Origin of the sequence: Pseudomonas floridensis (genome assembly GCF_002087235.1) — a bacterium.
GTDB classification, from domain to species: Bacteria; Pseudomonadota; Gammaproteobacteria; order Pseudomonadales; family Pseudomonadaceae; genus Aquipseudomonas; species Aquipseudomonas floridensis.
Map to the genome: position 1 here is coordinate 1 of NZ_MUIO01000024.1, position 17,821 is coordinate 17,821.

General features: G+C 58.9%; 18 protein-coding genes. 6 read left to right on the forward strand and 12 right to left on the reverse strand.

The window, feature by feature from the left end; translation table 11 throughout:
• Positions 1–16: 16 nt before the first annotated feature.
• The 6 genes from msrQ to BZK31_RS09040 all read right to left on the reverse strand — a co-directional run bounded on the left by msrQ (position 17) and on the right by BZK31_RS09040 (position 6,000).
• Entirely contained in the window at positions 17–637 is a 621-nt protein-coding gene (gene msrQ / locus BZK31_RS09015) for a protein-methionine-sulfoxide reductase heme-binding subunit MsrQ (RefSeq protein WP_083182362.1), read from the reverse strand.
• Positions 637–1,650, reverse strand: a complete 1,014-nt coding sequence (gene msrP / locus BZK31_RS09020) for a protein-methionine-sulfoxide reductase catalytic subunit MsrP (RefSeq protein ID WP_083182363.1) — start codon at positions 1,648–1,650, stop codon at positions 637–639. The genes msrQ and msrP overlap by 1 nt, the downstream gene beginning before the upstream one ends.
• Positions 1,651–1,713: 63 nt before the next feature.
• A complete protein-coding gene (gene pssA, locus BZK31_RS09025; protein WP_083182364.1) occupies positions 1,714–2,571 on the reverse strand; it encodes a CDP-diacylglycerol--serine O-phosphatidyltransferase in 858 nt (285 codons plus the stop codon).
• 147 nt (positions 2,572–2,718) lie between these two features.
• Positions 2,719–3,735 carry a ketol-acid reductoisomerase gene (gene ilvC / locus BZK31_RS09030; RefSeq protein WP_083182365.1) on the reverse strand — a complete coding sequence of 339 codons (1,017 nt, stop codon included), beginning with the start codon at positions 3,733–3,735 and terminating at the stop codon, positions 2,719–2,721.
• 46 nt (positions 3,736–3,781) lie between these two features.
• On the reverse strand, positions 3,782–4,273 hold the full coding sequence (ilvN, locus tag BZK31_RS09035; RefSeq protein ID WP_025258538.1) for an acetolactate synthase small subunit: 492 nt from the start codon (positions 4,271–4,273) through the stop codon (positions 3,782–3,784).
• Between the two features lie 2 nt (positions 4,274–4,275).
• Positions 4,276–6,000 carry an acetolactate synthase 3 large subunit gene (locus tag BZK31_RS09040; RefSeq protein WP_083182411.1) on the reverse strand — a complete coding sequence of 575 codons (1,725 nt, stop codon included), beginning with the start codon at positions 5,998–6,000 and terminating at the stop codon, positions 4,276–4,278.
• 399 nt (positions 6,001–6,399) lie between these two features.
• On the opposite strand from BZK31_RS09040, the gene BZK31_RS09045 reads away from it, so the two are divergent.
• Positions 6,400–6,831 (forward strand): DUF4124 domain-containing protein, encoded by a 432-nt coding sequence (locus BZK31_RS09045; protein ID WP_083182366.1) that lies wholly within the window; start codon positions 6,400–6,402, stop codon positions 6,829–6,831.
• A 12-nt stretch (positions 6,832–6,843) separates the two neighbouring features.
• Here BZK31_RS09045 and BZK31_RS09050 read toward each other — a convergent pair whose 3' ends face one another.
• The 3 genes from BZK31_RS09050 to mrcB are packed head-to-tail and all read right to left on the reverse strand — an operon-like array spanning position 6,844 to position 10,254.
• Complete coding sequence (locus BZK31_RS09050; RefSeq protein ID WP_083182367.1) at positions 6,844–7,173, reverse strand: YqcC family protein; 330 nt, start codon at positions 7,171–7,173, stop codon at positions 6,844–6,846.
• Positions 7,173–7,916 (reverse strand): tetratricopeptide repeat protein, encoded by a 744-nt coding sequence (locus BZK31_RS09055; RefSeq protein ID WP_083182368.1) that lies wholly within the window; start codon positions 7,914–7,916, stop codon positions 7,173–7,175. The genes BZK31_RS09050 and BZK31_RS09055 overlap by 1 nt, the downstream gene beginning before the upstream one ends.
• Positions 7,917–7,932: 16 nt before the next feature.
• Entirely contained in the window at positions 7,933–10,254 is a 2,322-nt protein-coding gene (gene mrcB / locus BZK31_RS09060) for a penicillin-binding protein 1B (RefSeq protein ID WP_083182369.1), read from the reverse strand.
• A 131-nt stretch (positions 10,255–10,385) separates the two neighbouring features.
• On the opposite strand from mrcB, the gene BZK31_RS09065 reads away from it, so the two are divergent.
• Complete coding sequence (locus BZK31_RS09065; protein WP_083182370.1) at positions 10,386–11,924, forward strand: bifunctional aminoglycoside phosphotransferase/ATP-binding protein; 1,539 nt, start codon at positions 10,386–10,388, stop codon at positions 11,922–11,924.
• A gap of 96 nt (positions 11,925–12,020) precedes the next feature.
• Positions 12,021–12,365 (forward strand): pentapeptide repeat-containing protein, encoded by a 345-nt coding sequence (locus tag BZK31_RS09070; RefSeq protein ID WP_083182371.1) that lies wholly within the window; start codon positions 12,021–12,023, stop codon positions 12,363–12,365.
• Positions 12,366–12,645: 280 nt separating this feature from the next.
• On the opposite strand, the gene deoC is transcribed toward BZK31_RS09070, so the two are convergent.
• Complete coding sequence (gene deoC, locus BZK31_RS09075) at positions 12,646–13,473, reverse strand: deoxyribose-phosphate aldolase (protein ID WP_083182372.1); 828 nt, start codon at positions 13,471–13,473, stop codon at positions 12,646–12,648.
• A gap of 267 nt (positions 13,474–13,740) precedes the next feature.
• Here deoC and BZK31_RS09080 point away from each other — a divergent pair, with 267 nt between their 5' ends.
• Positions 13,741–14,079, forward strand: coding sequence for a Rieske (2Fe-2S) protein (locus BZK31_RS09080; protein ID WP_083182373.1), 339 nt, complete (start codon positions 13,741–13,743; stop codon positions 14,077–14,079).
• Position 14,080: 1 nt separating this feature from the next.
• Here the strand turns inward: BZK31_RS09080 and sfsA are convergent, their stop codons facing one another.
• Positions 14,081–14,794, reverse strand: a complete 714-nt coding sequence (sfsA, locus tag BZK31_RS09085; protein WP_083182374.1) for a DNA/RNA nuclease SfsA — start codon at positions 14,792–14,794, stop codon at positions 14,081–14,083.
• Positions 14,794–15,966 carry a pyridoxal phosphate-dependent aminotransferase gene (locus tag BZK31_RS09090; RefSeq protein ID WP_083182375.1) on the reverse strand — a complete coding sequence of 391 codons (1,173 nt, stop codon included), beginning with the start codon at positions 15,964–15,966 and terminating at the stop codon, positions 14,794–14,796. Before BZK31_RS09090 ends, sfsA begins: the two co-directional genes overlap by 1 nt.
• 351 nt (positions 15,967–16,317) lie before the next feature.
• On the opposite strand from BZK31_RS09090, the gene dksA reads away from it, so the two are divergent.
• A complete protein-coding gene (gene dksA, locus BZK31_RS09095; RefSeq protein WP_083182376.1) occupies positions 16,318–16,758 on the forward strand; it encodes an RNA polymerase-binding protein DksA in 441 nt (146 codons plus the stop codon).
• Between the two features lie 119 nt (positions 16,759–16,877).
• Positions 16,878–17,765, forward strand: a complete 888-nt coding sequence (gluQRS, locus tag BZK31_RS09100) for a tRNA glutamyl-Q(34) synthetase GluQRS (RefSeq protein WP_083182377.1) — start codon at positions 16,878–16,880, stop codon at positions 17,763–17,765.
• Positions 17,766–17,821: the final 56 nt, after the last annotated feature.

Below are 17,821 nucleotides of genomic sequence, written 5' to 3' on the forward strand. Positions count from 1 at the left end.
GCGTCAACCGTTATTTTCAGGTTTTTGCAGATGGATTTACACGCATATTGATAAGACGCGGGATTCGCCTAGCAATCATTGGGATTCTAAGGATTAACAGCCCCGCCCCGATCGCCGCATATAAAGACCATTCCTTGAGATCAGCCCTGACGATCCAGAACATATGCAGCAGGCCCAACCCCAGAATCACATAGATGAGCCGGTGCAGCTTTTTCCACCGTGCACCCAGTCGTCGTTGGCTGTAGCGATTGGACGTCAAGGCAAGTGCCAGCAGACAGAGAAATGCGAGCGCCCCGACAATGATGTAAGGCCTCTTGACCAGCTCCACACCCAGTTGACCGAAATCCAGCCCCAGCACAAAGAGCGTATACATCGTCATGTGCAGCACGACGTAGGCAAAACACCACAACCCCAGTTGACGGCGCACCACGATCCAGAACGGCCAGCCGGTCAACCGCTGCAGCGGCGTCATGGTCAACGTGATCAGCAACAGGATAAGCGTTCCCAATCCGAAGTTATCCACCAGTGCCTTGCCTGGATCAGGACCGAGCGCGAATATCCAGGCCTCGTAGAGCCACAGCACGGGCGCAATGCATGCAGCGATGAACACGCAGAGACGCAGTAGCGGGTAGCGCATCAATAGTCCTTCCGCAAATCCATACCTGTATATAGAGAGGCGACCTCGTCGGCGTAGCCATTGAACATCTGCGTGTCACGGACATTGGGACTGAACAGACCGCTTGGGAGCCGTCGCTCACGAGCCTGCGTCCAGCGCGGGTGATCGACCGTAGGGTTCACATTGGCATAGAAGCCATACTCATTGGCCGCAATACTTTGCCAAGTGGTTTTCGGCTGCTCGCTGACGATGCTGATACGCACGATGGATTTCACACTCTTGAAGCCGTACTTCCACGGCACGACCAGGCGCAATGGCGCACCGTTCTGGTTAGGCAGCTCCCGTCCGTACATTCCCACCGCAAGAATCGCCAATGGATTCATCGCCTCATCAAGACGCAGCCCCTCTACATAAGGCCAATCGATCAGGGCGAAGTCAGAACGCTGACCAGGCATTGACTTGGAGTCTTCTAATGTTTCGAATCGAATGTATTTGGCTTTAGAGGTCGGCTCGACCTGCTTCAACAAAGCCGAAACGGGAAACCCCATCCACGGAATGACCATTGACCAGGCCTCGACACAGCGCAGCCGGTAGATGCGCTCTTCAAGCTGGTAGGGCTTCATGAAGTCTTCAAGCGCGTAGCGGCCCGGCTTGCCCACCTCCCCGTCAATCACGACACTCCAGGGCTCGGTCTTCAGGGAGCCCGCGTTTTTCGCAGGATCGCCCTTATCAGTCCCGAACTCGTAAAAGTTGTTGTAGTGGGTCGCGTCCTTGTACGGCGTGATCGCCTCATCCTTGACGTTGACCGCCTGCCACTTGGTGTCGGGCAGCTTCTCGGCAAACCAGCCCGGAGCCTGGCCGGCCTCCACGTCGGCATAGCGGGAAGGATCGGCCGCGCCGGCCCATCGCGGCAATGCGCTGACTGCCAGTCCGGCAAGCGAGCTGGTCAGCAAGGTGCGGCGAGAAAGGTAAATGGATTCAGGCGTGACGTCGGACTCTTTGGAGTCGGACGCAGAAGGAAGCTTGATTAGCATGATGACTCCGCAGCCTAGGGGAACTGATGCACCAATAGACTACGGAGTATGGGGGAAATTAGATCAATTGGCGGACTTGTGGCGACGAAGGCGCAACAAATACTGGGCAGGGCCGGAAAGCGCATAACCGAGGAATATCAGCAGCAAAATGCGCGGCGGATCGCTGAACACCACAGCAAACACCAGTACCACCGCCAGAATGGCAACGAAAGGCACACGTCCTCTCAAATCCAGTTCCTTGAAGCTGTTGTACTTGATGTTGCTGACCATCAGCATGCCTGCGCCAGCCACTAGCAGCGCGACCAGAAAAGACAGCCTTGAACCTTGAATGCCAAAGTCACTGAAGGCCCAGACGGTACCCGCTACGACACCGGCAGCAGCCGGACTGGCAAGGCCGATGAAATAGCGCTTGTCCGCTTTGCCGACCTGAGTATTGAAGCGCGCCAGACGCAACGCTGCGCCCGCGACATAAATGAAGGCGACCATCCAGCCGACCTTGCCCATGTCTCCCAGCGCCCAGCCGAATGCCAGCAATGCCGGCGCCACACCAAAGGCGACCATGTCGGACAACGAATCGTATTCGGCGCCGAACGCACTTTGCGTATTGGTCATGCGCGCCACACGACCATCGAGGCCGTCCAGCACCATGGCCACGAAAATGGCAATGGCGGCAAACGCAAAATACTTGCTTGCTCCCGCAGTGTCACCGGCGCTCAAGGCGCTTTGGGCACTCATGGAGCTAATGATGGAGTAAAAGCCCGCAAACAGATTCGCGGTGGTGAACAGATTGGGCAGCAGATAGATACCGCGGTGACGGACCTTGCGCCCTTCGGCGTCATGTCCTTCTTCAACGTGTTCATCGATGGGTAGCAGACTTTCAGCGTCAGAGGCCTTGATCGGCTCTTCAGGACGTTCGCTCATGGACATTACCTTGCAGCGGTTTGAAAAGGTTCGACAGATGTCTGCGACGAGGGTTCGTCGGCAAACGATGCAGCTTTATACCAGAGCCGGTCCCCATAACGAAAAAACGCGACCTGTTGGCCGCGTTTTTTCATGAACCGGAAAAGATCAGTTCTTTTCTTTATCGACGATTTTGTTCGCCGCGATCCAAGGCATCATCGAGCGCAGTTTCTCGCCGATGACTTCGATGCCGTGCGTTGCGTTGTTACGACGCTTGGCGGTCATCGACGGGTAGCCGGTAGCACCTTCGCTGATGAACATCTTGGCGTATTCGCCGTCCTGGATGCGCTTCAGAGCGTTGCGCATGGCCTGGCGGGATTCAGCGTTGATGACTTCAGGGCCGGTCACGTACTCGCCGTATTCGGCGTTGTTGGAGATCGAGTAGTTCATGTTGGCGATACCGCCTTCGTACATGAGGTCAACGATCAGCTTCAATTCGTGCAGGCACTCGAAGTAAGCCATTTCTGGCGCGTAACCGGCTTCAACCAGTGTTTCAAAGCCAGCCTTGACCAGTTCAACGGTACCGCCGCAAAGAACGGCCTGCTCGCCGAACAGGTCGGTTTCGGTCTCGTCCTTGAACGTGGTTTCGATGATGCCGGTACGGCCGCCGCCAACGCCCGAAGCGTAGGACAGAGCAACGTTCTTGGCGTTGCCCGAGGCATCCTGGTAAACAGCGATCAGGTCAGGAATACCGCCGCCCTTGACGAACTCGGTACGCACGGTGTGGCCTGGGGCTTTCGGCGCGATCATGATCACGTCCAGGTCAGCACGTGGCACGACCTGGTTGTAGTGAATGGCAAAACCGTGGGAGAACGCCAGTGTTGCGCCCTTTTTCAGGTTCGGCTCGACTTCGTTCTTGTACAGCTGAGACTGGAATTCATCCGGGGTCAGGATCATGACCAGGTCGGCAGCGGCAACGGCGGAAGCAACGTCAGTCACTTTCAGGCCATGAGCTTCAGCTTTGGCGACAGTGGCCGAACCTTTGCGCAGGCCGACAGTGACATCAACGCCGGAATCTTTCAGGTTGCACGCTTGAGCGTGGCCCTGGGAACCGTAACCGATGATGGCGACTTTCTTGCCCTGGATGATCGAAAGGTCACAGTCTTTGTCGTAAAAAACTTTCATGGAATTCCCCTGTTATCTTGGCCGTTCAGGCCATTTGCTAAATGATTTAAATGCTCAGCACTTTGTCGCCACGGGCAATGCCCGTCACGCCACTGCGTACTGTTTCCAGGATAGCGGCGGTGCCGATGGCCTGAATGAAGCTGTCCAGTTTGTCGCTCGTCCCGCTCAACTGCACGGTGTAGACGCTGGCGGTGACGTCGACGATCTGCCCGCGGAAGATGTCCGTGGTGCGCTTGATCTCGGCACGCTGCGCGCCGGTGGCCTTGACCTTGACCAGCATCAGCTCACGTTCGATGTGCGCGCTTTCCGACAGATCGACCAGCTTGACCACTTCAACGAGCTTGTTGAGGTTTTTGGTGATCTGCTCGATCACCTCATCATGCCCCACGGTGGTCAGCGTCAGACGCGACAGGGTCGGGTCCTCGGTTGGCGCGACCGTCAGGCTTTCGATGTTGTAGTTACGCTGCGAGAACAGCCCGACGACACGAGACAACGCACCCGGTTCGTTTTCCAGCAGTAGGGAAATGATGTGCCGCATGATTATGTCCGCTCCGTCTTGCTCAACCACATATCGCGCATGGAGCCGTCTTTGATCTGCATCGGATAGACGTGCTCGGTGACATCGACCTGAATGTCGAGGAAGACCAGACGATCCGTCATGGCAAAGGCCTCTTCCATTTTCGGCTTCAAATCCTTCAGGTCAGTGATGCGCATGCCGACGTGACCATAGGCCTCGACCAGCTTGACGAAGTCCGGCAGCGATTCCATATAGGAATGCGAGTGACGTGCGCCATAGCTCATGTCCTGCCACTGGCGAACCATGCCAAGCACACCGTTGTTGAGCAGGATGATCTTCACAGGCAGGCCGTACTGCAGGCAGGTCGACAGTTCCTGGATGTTCATCTGGATACTGCCTTCGCCGGTCACGCAAGCAACATGCGCATCCGGGAAATTCAGCTTGACGCCCATGGCTGCCGGAAAACCGAAGCCCATCGTGCCCAGACCACCGGAGTTGATCCAGCGGTTCGGCTTGTTGAAGCGGTAGTACTGCGCCGCGAACATCTGGTGCTGGCCTACGTCCGAGGTGACATAGGCATCACCCTTGGTGACTTCGCAGAGGGTTTCGATCACGGTTTGTGGCTTGATGACCGAACCGTCGCCACGGTTGTACGGGAACAGGTCGCCGCCAGCGCGCCACTCGTCGATCTGCTTCCACCAGGCGGCAACGGCTGCCTTGTCCGGCGTCTCGCCGATGTCTTTCAACGTGGCGACCATTTCGGTCAGCACGCTTTCGACAGGGCCCACGATCGGCACGTCGGCTTTAATGGTCTTGGAGATCGAGGCTGGGTCGATGTCGATGTGAATGATCTTGGCATTCGGGCAGAACTTGCTCGCGCCATTGATCACGCGGTCATCGAAACGCGCGCCGACTGCCAGGATGACATCGGTGTGGTGCATGGCCAGGTTGGCGGTGTAGCTGCCGTGCATGCCCAGCATGCCGACGAACTGACGATCCGTACCCGGATAGCAACCCAACCCCATCAGGGTGTTGGTGACAGGTGCGTTGAGCAGTTGTGCCAGTTCGGTCAACTGCGCCGAACCGTTGCCCATGATCACGCCGCCACCGGCATAGATGATCGGACGCTTGGCCGCCAGCAGCATTTCGACCGCCTTGCGGATCTGGCCGGAATGACCACGGACCGCCGGACTGTAGGAACGCAACTTGGCTTTTTTCGGGAAGACGTATTCGAATTTCTCGGCCGGGTTGGTCATGTCCTTCGGAATGTCGACAACAACAGGGCCAGGACGACCGGATTGCGCCAGGTAGAACGCCTTTTTCAGGATCTCCGGGATTTCCGACGCGTGCTTGATCATAAAGCTGTGCTTCACGATCGGACGGGAGATACCGATCATGTCGGTCTCCTGGAATGCGTCGGTGCCCACCAACGTACTGGCGACCTGACCGGACAGCACCACCATCGGAATCGAGTCCATGTAGGCCGTCGCAATACCGGTAATGGCATTGGTCGCACCAGGGCCGGACGTCACCAGCACCACGCCAGCCTTGCCGGTCGCCCGTGCATAGCCATCGGCCATGTGCGTCGCGGCCTGCTCGTGACGGACGAGAATGTGGCTTACGGCAGGTTCTTTGAACAGAGCATCGTAGACATGCAGAAGGGCACCACCCGGGTACCCATAGATATGCTCAACGCCTTCGTCACGCAAAAAGCGGACGATCATTTCAGCGCCAGATAAAAGCTCCACGTTGTTCACCTCTAAAACGCCAGAATACCGCCCACTCCGGGACGGGTCTTAATAGGTTTACTGCCAAGCAGAGCATGAGCGACGGTGGTCGCCGACTACGTCAGCACTGACTGAGCAAGTATTGGGATGTCCCTGAGTGTTTCGGAACATTCCCACCCAGCGCGAGGTAACGCGTTGCGGGTGTTACAGGTCGGCGCGGGTGTGCGCCTCATGATCTACCGAGAGGGTCTGCTTCTGGCAGTCCTTCTACAGCGAACTTTGGATTGTTGTGATTCCCCCCCTTCAAGTCAAGTCATCGTTGAGCTTTCTTGTTACCAAGGCCCTGAAATTGCACTGTTTCAGACTGAGGCGCACCGTTATGGTAGCTTTCCAGCGGCACAGGTATTTCAAGGAAACATCATGCAATGGACGATCTTCGCCGCTGCGCTGGCAATGGCAGCCAGCGTCAGCACTCAGGCAGCCCCTATCTATAAATGGGTAGATGCCCAAGGCGTAACGCATTTCGACGCCCAGCCTCCGACAGGCAAGGACGCCCAGCAGATCAACGTACAAACGCCCTCGCCCGCCTCAGCTCCCGGCACGCCTGCAGCCCCTGCACGCTCGAACGATCCACAGCAAAAGGCCATTGATGACAAGGTCAAGGGACAAGTGAAGGCACAGGAAGCCAAACGGGCGGAAAATTGCGAGGCGCTGCGCACCAACCTCGCGCAGTTGCAGAACAATCCGCGAGTACGCGAGCAGGTCGATGGGGAGATCAGGCGTCTTACGGATGAGAACCGTAAGACGCGTATCGAAGAGACTCAAAGAGCGATCAGCGAATACTGTCGCTAGGCATAAGCTCGATTAACCGGCCTGAGTGATCAACTGATCGAAACGGGCCAGGCTCTGCTGCAACAGTCGGGTTTCATTGAGCTTGCCGGCGTAGGCCATCTCGGCCATTTCCAGAATGCCGGAAGCGTTGGGCAATGGAAGATCGCGCTCAAGGATGATCTTCATCCGCGGCAGGAAAATCCATTGCAGCCACTGCGCGAACTCCAGGGTGTCCACACAGAAAGGCTCCTGGCTTGACAGCGCCTCCTCGCTGGGCGGTGTGGTTTCCCACCAGCCCAGCGCACGCAGCTCCCGTTCGATCAGGAGTAACTGCTCCGCAATGTCATGAAAACGACTGTCCATCAGCGGGCCTTTTGACGCGCCAGCGCCGCGCCTGCCGAGTCGCCCTGTTTCTCGCGGGACTGAGCGATCAACTCCCACAGGCTCGCCTGCAGACTGGCACGACCGTTGGCATACGTCAGACCGCGACGGGCCAGTTGTTCAGCCTGAGCGGCGTCGCCCTGCGCCAGACGCACCTGCGCCAGACGATAAAGCACTTGTGGTTCACGCGGCGCAACACGCTGCGCACGCTCCAGGCTCGACGAAGCACCGTTCAGATCGCCACTGCTCTGCTGTTGCTGCGCGGTGGTCAGCAGGGCCAGCACTGGACCATCCAGTTGCTCGTCTGCGGACAGGCCACCACCGCTGGACGGGATGCCCGTCGGTGCCGAAGCAGGCGGCATGCTGTAACTGCTGTTGTTGGCAGGCGCAGTGTTGATCGGTGCCTGATTAACAGGTGCCGTATCGATCGGCGGCGCATCTACGCTGAATGGCGCCTGACTGGCAGGGGCCGAAAAGCTCTGTCCGGTATCACTGCCACCGGCACCCGGAACCATCACAACGACGCCCGAATCCTGCGGCACGGCCTGTGGCTGCTGGGCCTGGGCCGTATTTGCTCTGTTCACGCCATTGCGCGACGCCGAGACACGTTCACCGTTCGACACTTTGGAGCTCGAATCCACGACCGGAATCGAGCCGCGCTCCACGCTGGCGCAACCGTTGAGCAAAGCCAGAGCCGTTAAAGCTGGAATCCACCATTTATTCACTTCAAACCCTCATTGCTTAGTTCAACCAACCCTTGACCCAGTCCATCACCTCAGTGGCAGGTGCCGGACTGCCGCCGCATGTAGCGCCGGGCTGGGGCTCACTGCCGCGAATATACGGCATCTGGACGGCATTCGGGCAGCTCGCGTCGGAACCCTGTCCGGTCTGGGCATTGACCCACGCCTGAACGACGTTGTCCGGCATGGCCATGTCCAGAGGCAGAGGGTCGGCCTTGCGCATGAAACTGGTCCAGACCTGCAGGGCACCGGTGGCGCCGGTGAACGGCGTCTTGCCATTGTCATCGCGGCCCATCCACACCACGGCCAGCAGGTCCTGGCTGAAACCGGCGAACCAGCTGTCACGCGAGTCGTTACTGGTGCCGGTCTTGCCTGCCAGGTTCAAGGAGGCTGGCAATACGCTGTAAACCGATTTGCCCGTACCTTCGCGCATTACGCGCTGCATCGCATTCTGCACCAGATAAATGGCGCCCGGATCGAAGCGCTGTTCGATCTGGAACGGGTAGCGCTTGAGCGGCTCGCCTTCGGCAGTCAATACGCTGCGAATACCGCGCATAGGCGTGTTGAAGCCGCCACTGGCAATGGTCTGGTACATGGTGGCGACTTCCATCGGCGTCAGCCCGCCAGCACCCAGCAGCATCGAAGGATATGCTGGCCATTCACGCGTCACGCCCAGCTTCGCCAGAGTCTTGAAAACATTGGGGATGCCCAGCTCAAGACCAAGCTTGGCGGTGGACAGGTTGTAGGAATGCGCCAGCCCTTGGTACAGGAAGATGTTGCCGTGTGATTTGCGATCGTAGTTTTGCGGCTTCCAGATCTGGCCGTCCGCACCTTTGACCTGAAACAGTTCATCAGCGATCCAACTGGTCAGCGTGTACTGGCTCGGTCGTTCCAGCGCCGTAAGGTAGATGGCTGGCTTGACCAGCGAGCCAATCGGCCGCACGGCGTCAATGGCTCGGTTGAAACCTGCAAACCCGGCCTGACGACTGCCCAGCAACGCCTGCACTTCGCCGGTCTCCGGATTGGTCACGACCATGGCCGCTTCCACCTCATCCGAACCTTTACGCCCCGCCAACCGCTTGAACGTGTCGTCCATGGCCGCCTGGGATTTCATCTGCAGGATCGGATCGAAGCTGGTAAAGATCCGCAGCCCCTCTTCGGTCAAGTCTTCGTCGCGGTAGTCTTCGCGCAGTTGACGCTTGACCAGATCCAGAAAGCCCGGGAACGAGCTGTCGGCAAGCGTGCCGGTCTTGGTCACACCCAACGGCATCTTCTTGGCGGCGGCGACCACTTCGGCCGTGGCAACGCCCTGCTGTTCGAACAGATCGAGCACCAGGTTGCGGCGCTCCAGCGCCCGCTCGGGGTTACGACGCGGGTTGTAGAAGGAAGGCCCTTTGACCAGACCGACCAGCATCGCCACCTGATGGATTTTCAGCTCCGACAGCGGCTGGCTGAAGAAGTACTGACTGGCCAGCCCGAAACCATGCACCGCGCGCTGACCATCCTGGCCGACGAAAACCTCGTTGAGGTACGCCTCGAGAATTTCCTGCTTGCTGTAGTGAATCTCCAGCAGCACGGCCATCATCGCCTCGGTGAGTTTGCGCGACAGGCTGCGCTCGTTGGTCAGATAGAAGTTCTTGACCAACTGTTGCGTGAGCGTACTGCCGCCCTGGCGCATCTGCCCTTGGGAAGTATTGACCCAGAGGGCACGGGCAATGGACTTGGGCGACACACCGAAGTGATGGTAGAAGTCGCGGTCTTCCACCGCCACCAGCCCGTCAAGCAGGTAAGGCGGGGCCTGATCCAGCTTGATGAGAATCCGGTCTTCCAGGTTCTTCGGGTACAGACCGCCAATCAATAGCGGCTCGAGCCGGGCCACGGCAAGCTTGCCGCCGTTGCCTGAGGCCAGGTCGGCTACATAATCGCCGGAGAAGCGTACGCGGATCTGCTGCGCCGGGTCAGTGCCTTCGTAGAATTGGAAACCACGAGTGTTAAGGTCGACCGTGTTGCCGTTCACCGCAGCGGCGCCGGGCCCATTGGCCACGCTCTCGCGGCGGTAGCCCAGCGCATCGAGTTCGATAAGGAAGTCGTCGCGGCTCAGCTTCTGGCCTACGAACAGCTCCAGCGGACGTGCGTAGACCTTCGCAGGAATCGTCCAGCGCTTGCCGGAGAATTTTTCCTGGACGATCGCGTCCAGGTAGATGGCCAGACCGGCCAGTAGAACCAGGCCGACAATACTGAGTTTCAACGCCCAGCCCAGCCATTTGCGCAGGCTGCCGGAGGGTTGTTTTTTCGAGGGACGAGAGGTGCGGGATCGAGTCATGGGCGCGGATTATACGCACTTTGCCTGGCTTCGACAGACGCCCGAGTCGGCGGTTTGCAGCCTCGCGCCAAGCGGCCATAATGGCGGCATCGAACAGTTACATTTTTGAATCCACTCTTGAAGGATCGCCCGTGAGCCAGTCTTTGATCGCAGCCCTGCAAAATCCCGCTCTTTTCCCCCATCCGGTAGACGATTTTCAGGTAATCGAAACCCATATTTCTTGGGTATTGCTCACCGGTCCCTATGCCTACAAATTCAAGAAGCCCGCCAATTTCGGTTTTCTGGACTTCACCACGCTGGAGGCGCGCAAGCATTTCTGTAACGAAGAACTGCGCCTCAACCAGCGTCTGACCGACGATCTGTACCTTGAAGTGCTGCCAATCACAGGCTCGGTCGAAGCTCCGCAACTGGGCGGCAACGGCGAAGTGCTCGAGTACGCGCTGAAGATGCGCCAGTTCTCGCAGGCAGGTCTGCTCAGCACTCTGCAAGCCAACGGTGAATTGACGACCGGGCATATCGACGATCTGGCCACCCAGATTGCTGACTTCCACCAGCACACTCCCCGCGTGGATTCCGACACTGAATTCGGATCGCCCGACAGCGCCATGGCGCCGGTGGTGCAAAACTTTGAGCAGATTCGCCCTCTCATCAGCGAAAAATCCGACCTCACACAACTCGATGCCTTGCAAGCCTGGGCCGAATCGAGCTTCGAACGCCTTAAGCCTTTGATGGCACAACGCAAGGCTGAAGGCTTCATTCGCGAATGCCATGGCGATATTCATCTGGGTAACGCAACCCTGATCAATGGCAAGGTCGTGCTGTTCGATTGCATTGAATTCAACGAGCCGTTCCGCAAGACCGACGTTTACGCCGACATCGGCTTTCTGGCCATGGACCTTGAAGATCGCGGCCTGAAATCGCTGTCCCGACGCCTGATCAGCCAGTACCTGGAAAAGACCGGCGATTATGACGGCCTTGAGCTGCTCAACTTCTACAAGGCTTACCGGGCCATGGTTCGCGCCAAGGTCGCACTGTTCAGCCAGCCTGCCGATGCAGACGGCGTCCAGCGTGCCGCCACCCTGCGCCAGTATCGCAACTACGCCAATCTGGCGGAGAGCTACAGCGCCATTCCATCACGCTTCATGGTGATCACCCACGGTGTTTCCGCAGTCGGCAAGAGCCACGTCGCCATGCGCCTGGTCGAGTCGCTGGGTGCCATTCGTCTGCGTTCGGACGTGGAGCGCAAGCGCATGTTCTCCGATGAAAGCGCTGCGCTGTATGGAGAGCAGGCCAGCAATGCGACCTATGCCCGGCTTCACGAACTGGCGGGCACGGTCCTGCGTGCCGGTTTTGCGGTTGTGATTGATGCCACTTACCTCAAGCATGAGCAACGCCAGGCCGCCGCCAAAGTGGCGGAAACCACCGGGGTGCCCTTCCTGATTCTGGATTGTGAAGCGCCGGATGCGGTCATTGCTGGCTGGCTCGAGCAGCGTCAGGCGCAAAACACCGATCCGTCGGACGCCACCATGGACGTGATCAAGACCCAGCAGGCCAGTCGCGAGCCGCTGACCGTTGAAGAAATCGTGTACAGCAAGCACGTCGCGACCCATGAAAGCAGCGACCTGGACAGCTTGATCGATCAACTGCGTCAACGCCTGCCAGGCGCCTGAAAAGCAGGCTCAGCCGTTGGGCGGGTAGTGCTTCACGGCTGATCAATGGTGGCGATATACTGGCGCCATAAATCCAACGCAAACCACGAGGCCATCATGAGCCAGCCCAAACAGATCGACTCACCGCTTTACATGTTGCTGCGTAAAGACGACGTCGAAGGCTTCAATCAGGAGAAGCCGAAGACCGGCACTATCGATATGGCCGGCGGCGACTTTCGGGGTCTGGACCTGCGTGAACTGGACACGGCGGGCATCGACTTTACCGATGCCTACTTCCGCTCCGCCGACTTGCGCGGACTGGACTTGCGCAATACACCGATGGAAGGCGCAAGCATCGCTCACGCACAGATCTCAGGGGCATTTTTCCCGGTAGAACTGAGCGCCGATGAAATTCTCATGTCGGTCAACTTCGGTACCCGCCTGCGCTATCGCACGCGCTGAACACTGCCGAATAGCCTCATGCATCAACCGGCACGCGCAATGCGTGCCGGTCTCGCGTCTTTGAAACACCGACACGCCGCGCCAGCCCTTCCCTCAAAAGCACACCGTTTTCTATGCAGCCAGTAGACCTGACAAGAGCGGCACGTAGCTTTGATCGGCCAAAAAAAGAACTGTTGACTTAGAAATGAGAATCGTTATGATTATCACATCCGGTCGCGAGACTGGACGGTAACTGAAAGACCTTGGTTCGGACTTTCAGATTATCTCCTCATCAGGCTAATCACGGTTTTTGACCCGGCTCTTTGCCGGGTCTTTTTTTGCCTTCCAGAAATGGCGGCGCAGTGAAAGCACCGTGCAGGCCCAGCCGCGCCAGCAAGTCGTCAAGCAGACTCGACCCGCCCAACCGTACGCGCTCACTGCTTGTCCAGTGCGCCCCGAAACGCGCTTGGGCCAGTTGCATGAACAGTCTGGCCTCTTCGAATGTCCGCAGACCGCCCGCAACCTTGAAGCCGACCTGCCCACCTATGTCGGCGATACATTCGAGCATGATTCGCGCCGCTTGAGGCGTAGCGTGCCGCGCAGCCTTGCCGGTACTGGTCTTGACGAAGTCCGCTCCCGCTTCGATGGCGCAACGGCAGGCAGTGTGAATGTTTTCCGAGTCCCGCAGCTCCCCGGTTTCGAGCGTCACCGTCAGCTTGATGCGGGGATCGAGAACGGATTTACACGCCGATATCAGCTCAGTGCCTGCCTGTTGATCACCGCACAACAGCGCACCAAAGGGATAGACCACGTCGACCTCATCAGCACCGCCCATCAGCGCCGCCCGGGTTTCGGACACAGCCGACTCGATGCCCCGGCCTCCGTGCGGAAAATTGATCACCGCCACCACATTGACCTCTCGGGCCTGGAGCCGGTCCAGGGTAGTGCGTGCCAGACTTACATGACGCGGCTGAACACAGACGGCCGCAACCGCCCCGAAGGGTGTCACTGCCCGCTGGCAAACGCCGACGATGCGCTGCTCGGTGTCGTCGTGGTTGAGCGCAAAGAGCTCCATTAACGCTATGGCCTGACGTGCCAACCGTTCGTTGTCTGCGGTAATCGCGGTCATGGTCGTTCGCTCGCAAAAATGGAAGCGAAACAATATAGGAGCGCGTGCACCTGAAGCGCGGCCCCCTCCAGTCCGAGAGAAATCCCACGCCATAAAAGGAACGCTCTGACATTACCGAGTAGCGCAGTCTTGCTTTGACCAAGTCATCGTATAGCGGGCGCGATCGAACTTTACGGTAACCTCTCTCAACCCGCCGCCGTTGCAAGGGCGAGCGGACATCAGCCTTTCATCCATCTTCAGCCGACGATCAGACGCCATGGGGTTTTCTTGAGATTGCTTTGCACATCACACCATCTGCCCGAATCAGAAAGCCGAGGCTTCGAGCTGGACGGCCACCGGCTTCTGGCGGTGCGCCGAGAGGGCAGGATTTTCGTCTACACCAATCGCTGTCCGCATCGCGGTATTGCGCTGGAGTGGCAGCCGGACCGGTTTCTGGACAGCAGCGCCAGCCTGATTCAATGCGCCACCCACGGCGCGCTGTTTCTGATCGAGAATGGCGAATGTGTCGCCGGCCCTTGCGAAGGTCAGTCGCTGACTGCGGTCGCTTGCCGTGAGGACGCAAAAGGCGTCTGGGTGATGCTGCCCACAGAGGATGACGAAGACTGACTCACTCCGTCCACTGCACCTGCAAACGCCGATCAATGCGCACTTGCTCCGAATCAAGCTGCACGCCGTAAGCCAGAATCTCGACGCCCGCCTCGATGGCCTCTTTCAGCGCCAGCGCATAGGCCGGATCGATCTCCTGCGCAGGCCTGACCGATTCGATCCCGGTCAGGTTGACGCAATACAGCAGCACCGAGCGCACGCCTTCACGCGCCAGTGCCGCCAGCTCGCGCAGGTGACGCGCACCGCGCTGCGTAACAGCATCGGGAAACGCAGCCACGGTCGAGTCGTCGAAGCCCAGCGTGACACTTTTCACTTCCAGGTACAGATAACCGTCGGGGTATTGGAGCCGAAAGTCGACACGACTTTTTTCCTGGCCGTAAGCGACCTCCCGCTTTAGCGCGGTGAAGCCTGCCAGTTCGCTGATCACTCCGGCACGCAAGGCTTCCTCCACCAGCGTGTTGGCACGGCCGGTGTTGATGCAAGCGAAGCGTCCCTGTGGCGTTTCGCTGATTTCCCAGGTCCCCGGCAATTTGCGCTTGGGATCATTGGAACGACTGAACCAGACCCGCCCGCCCGGCATCATGCAATTGAGCATCGAACCGGTGTTGGGGCAATGAATGGTCATCAACTCACCGGTGTCGGTTTCGATATCGGCCAGGAAACGTTTGTAGCGAACGATCAGACGACCCTGTTCAAGCTCAGGCGAAAACCGCATCAGACGCTCCAGGCGCGCAGGCCGCGCCCGATTCGCTCGACGGCCTCCTGCAGCCTTGGCAGGCTTTGCGTGTAGGCGAAGCGCACGTGGTGCCCGGCCTGATGACGGCCAAAGTCCAGCCCCGGCGTGAACGCGACATGTTCGGTTTCCAGGAAGTGTCTACAGAACGTGAAGGCGTCGCCACCAAACGCACTGATGTCGGCGTACAGGTAGAAGGCTCCTTCCGGCTCCACGGCAATGCCGAACCCCAGTTCGCGCAATGCTGGCAGGAGAAAATCCCGGCGAAGGCCGAATTCGGCGCGGCGCTGCTCGAGAATCTCCAGCGTCTGCGGTTCGAAACAGGCGAGCGCGGCATGTTGCGCCATGCTCGGTGCGCTGATGTAGAGGTTCTGCGCCAGCTTTTCCAGATCGGCGACAGCCTCTTCAGGAGCGACCAGCCAGCCCAGGCGCCAACCGGTCATGCCAAAATATTTTGAAAAACTGTTGAGCACGAACGCGTCGTTATCGACTTCCAGCACGCTGCTTGCGTCCACACCATACGTCAGGCCGTGGTAGATCTCGTCCACCACCAGATGACCATTGCGCGCTTTCAGACTTTGCGAAAGGGCCGCCAGTTCGTCACGATGCAGCAATGTCCCAGTCGGGTTGGCAGGCGAGGCCACCAACGCACCAACGCTGTTTTCATTCCAGTATTCGCTGACCCGCTCAGGCGTCAGTTGATATCGCTCTTGCGGACCAACCGGCACCAGTTGCGCGCTGCCTTCGATCAACCGCAGAAAATGCCGATTGCACGGGTAGCCAGGGTCGGCCAGCAACCAGTGTTTGCCCGGATCGACCAGCAGACTGCTGGCCAGCAGCAATGCGCCCGAGCCGCCCGGTGTAACCAGAATGCGCTGCGGATCGACACTGACCCCATAACGCCGAGCGTAAAAGCCGGCAATGGCCTCACGCAATTGCGGCAGGCCACGCGCTGCGGTATAGCGCGTCTTGCCATCCGCCAGCGCGGCCTGCCCGGCAGCGATGATGGGAGCGGCAGTCGTAAAGTCCGGCTCGCCTATTTCCAGGTGTATGACGTCGTGGCCGGCCGCCTGCAGTTCATTGGCACGTGCCAGCAGCGCCATGACATGAAAGGGTTCGATGTCGCGACTGCGCGCACTATAAGGCTGGGCCATGGGTCTTCCTTTATGGCGAAAACGTCTGGAAACATGATTGTCATGACTGAGGGGCACGATTCTACCCAACCCTGTAACGGCAGTGCGCTAAATGATCGGGCGGGACGTGCTGACAAATTCAAGCGAAAAGAAAGCTACGACGGCAGGCAAAGGCTAGAGTTCATTTAAGGCAGACGCCGTTTCACTGCGGTCCACGCCAACAACCTGACTGCATCGTCATGCTCGACAACCGGGAGTAGCGCACTCCGATTTGATCTGGTAAGTTCGCCCGCTTGCAGCTGCAGGGCCGACGGGTGTCGGTGATGGAACAATCCTGCGCAATAGATTAGAAGAGTGAGAGGCGGTCCATACATGCCCACCCCAGAAAAGCAACAGAACCATCTAATCAGCGGCTTTTCACCCTACGTGCCAACGCAGGGCGAAGAGTACATGAGCGAGCCTATGCGCGCGCACTTCACCAAGATCCTGAACAAGTGGAAGCAGGACTTGATGCAAGAGGTCGACCGAACGGTAGACCACATGAAGGACGAAGCTGCCAACTTCCCTGACCCGGCGGACCGTGCCAGCCAGGAAGAAGAATTCAGCCTGGAACTTCGCGCCCGTGATCGCGAACGCAAACTGATCAAAAAGATCGACAAGACGCTGCAGCTCATCCTCGATGAGGAATATGGCTGGTGCGAATCCTGCGGCGTGGAGATCGGCATCCGCCGCCTCGAAGCCCGACCGACCGCCGATCTGTGCATCGACTGCAAGACACTGGCGGAAATCAAGGAGAAACAGGTCGGTAAATGACCTGTCGGGACCTGCCTTCAACGAAAAAGACGCTGCGGCGTCTTTTTTGCTGCCTGGTCGCAGGCCATGCCGCAGCAGTGCCTTGATCGCCCAACCTTCGCGCCGGTAACATCCGGCCCATGAAAAAATCTGCCTACATAGGTCGCTTTGCGCCAACCCCCAGCGGTTATCTGCACTTCGGCTCGCTGATTGCGGCGCTGGCCTCCTACCTCGACGCGCGAGCAGCGGGCGGACAGTGGCTGATGCGCATGGAAGACCTCGATCCGCCTCGCGAAGTGCCCGGCGCGCAAACAGCAATTCTCGAAACGCTGGAGCGCTACGGTTTCGAGTGGGACGGTGAGTTGGTCCGGCAAAGCGAGCGGCACGACGCCTACGCTGCGGTGCTCGATCGCTGGTTCAGTCACGGACTGGCCTATGCCTGCACCTGTTCGCGCAAACAGCTCGAAGATCATCAGGGCGTGTACCCGGGCTTTTGCCGCAACGCCGGGCACTCGCCGGAGAATGCCGCCATACGGATTCGCGTGCCGGAGCTGGAGTATCGGTTCGAGGACCGGGTACAGGGCACGTTCCGCATGCACCTGGGCAACGAAAGTGGCGACTTCGTGATCCGTCGACGCGACGGTCTTTACGCCTATCAACTGGCGGTTGTCGTTGATGACGCCTGGCAGGGCGTGACCGACATCGTGCGCGGTGCCGATCTGCTGGACTCGACCCCTCGCCACCTGTATCTGCAAGAACTGCTGGGCCTGCCACAGCCACGTTATCTGCATGTGCCGCTGATCACCCAGCCAGACGGTCACAAACTCGGCAAGTCCTCCCGCTCCCCGCCGCTGCCCGCCGATCAGGCAACACCCCTGCTGTTGCGGGCGTTGCGGGCGTTGAACCAGCCGACCGACACCCATCTGTCCTACGGCACGCCGCAGGAAGTGCTGGCCTGGGCTGTGCGGCACTGGGACGCCGACCTGATCCCGAAGCTGCGCACGATCGAAGAAGCCCGGATAGACTGAGCCAGAGCGGTCGCCGAAAACTACTGCTTAAGGATAGTTGCAGGTTATCCGCCATC

Excerpts from the sequence above, each read along its gene's own strand:
- mrcB (WP_083182369.1), bottom strand. The coding sequence starts at position 10,254 with ATGACTCGATCCCGCACCTCTCGTCCCTCGAAAAAACAACCCTCCGGC.
- msrQ (WP_083182362.1), bottom strand. The coding sequence starts at position 637 with ATGCGCTACCCGCTACTGCGTCTCTGCGTGTTCATCGCTGCATGCATT.
- ilvC (WP_083182365.1), bottom strand. The coding sequence starts at position 3,735 with ATGAAAGTTTTTTACGACAAAGACTGTGACCTTTCGATCATCCAGGGC.
- deoC (WP_083182372.1), bottom strand. The coding sequence starts at position 13,473 with ATGACCGCGATTACCGCAGACAACGAACGGTTGGCACGTCAGGCCATA.
- msrP (WP_083182363.1), bottom strand. The coding sequence starts at position 1,650 with ATGCTAATCAAGCTTCCTTCTGCGTCCGACTCCAAAGAGTCCGACGTC.
- ilvN (WP_025258538.1), bottom strand. The coding sequence starts at position 4,273 with ATGCGGCACATCATTTCCCTACTGCTGGAAAACGAACCGGGTGCGTTG.
- BZK31_RS09070 (WP_083182371.1), top strand. The coding sequence starts at position 12,021 with ATGAGCCAGCCCAAACAGATCGACTCACCGCTTTACATGTTGCTGCGT.
- dksA (WP_083182376.1), top strand. The coding sequence starts at position 16,318 with ATGCCCACCCCAGAAAAGCAACAGAACCATCTAATCAGCGGCTTTTCA.
- sfsA (WP_083182374.1), bottom strand. The coding sequence starts at position 14,794 with ATGCGGTTTTCGCCTGAGCTTGAACAGGGTCGTCTGATCGTTCGCTAC.
- pssA (WP_083182364.1), bottom strand. The coding sequence starts at position 2,571 with ATGAGCGAACGTCCTGAAGAGCCGATCAAGGCCTCTGACGCTGAAAGT.
- gluQRS (WP_083182377.1), top strand. The coding sequence starts at position 16,878 with ATGAAAAAATCTGCCTACATAGGTCGCTTTGCGCCAACCCCCAGCGGT.
- BZK31_RS09050 (WP_083182367.1), bottom strand. The coding sequence starts at position 7,173 with ATGGACAGTCGTTTTCATGACATTGCGGAGCAGTTACTCCTGATCGAA.
- BZK31_RS09090 (WP_083182375.1), bottom strand. The coding sequence starts at position 15,966 with ATGGCCCAGCCTTATAGTGCGCGCAGTCGCGACATCGAACCCTTTCAT.
- BZK31_RS09045 (WP_083182366.1), top strand. The coding sequence starts at position 6,400 with ATGCAATGGACGATCTTCGCCGCTGCGCTGGCAATGGCAGCCAGCGTC.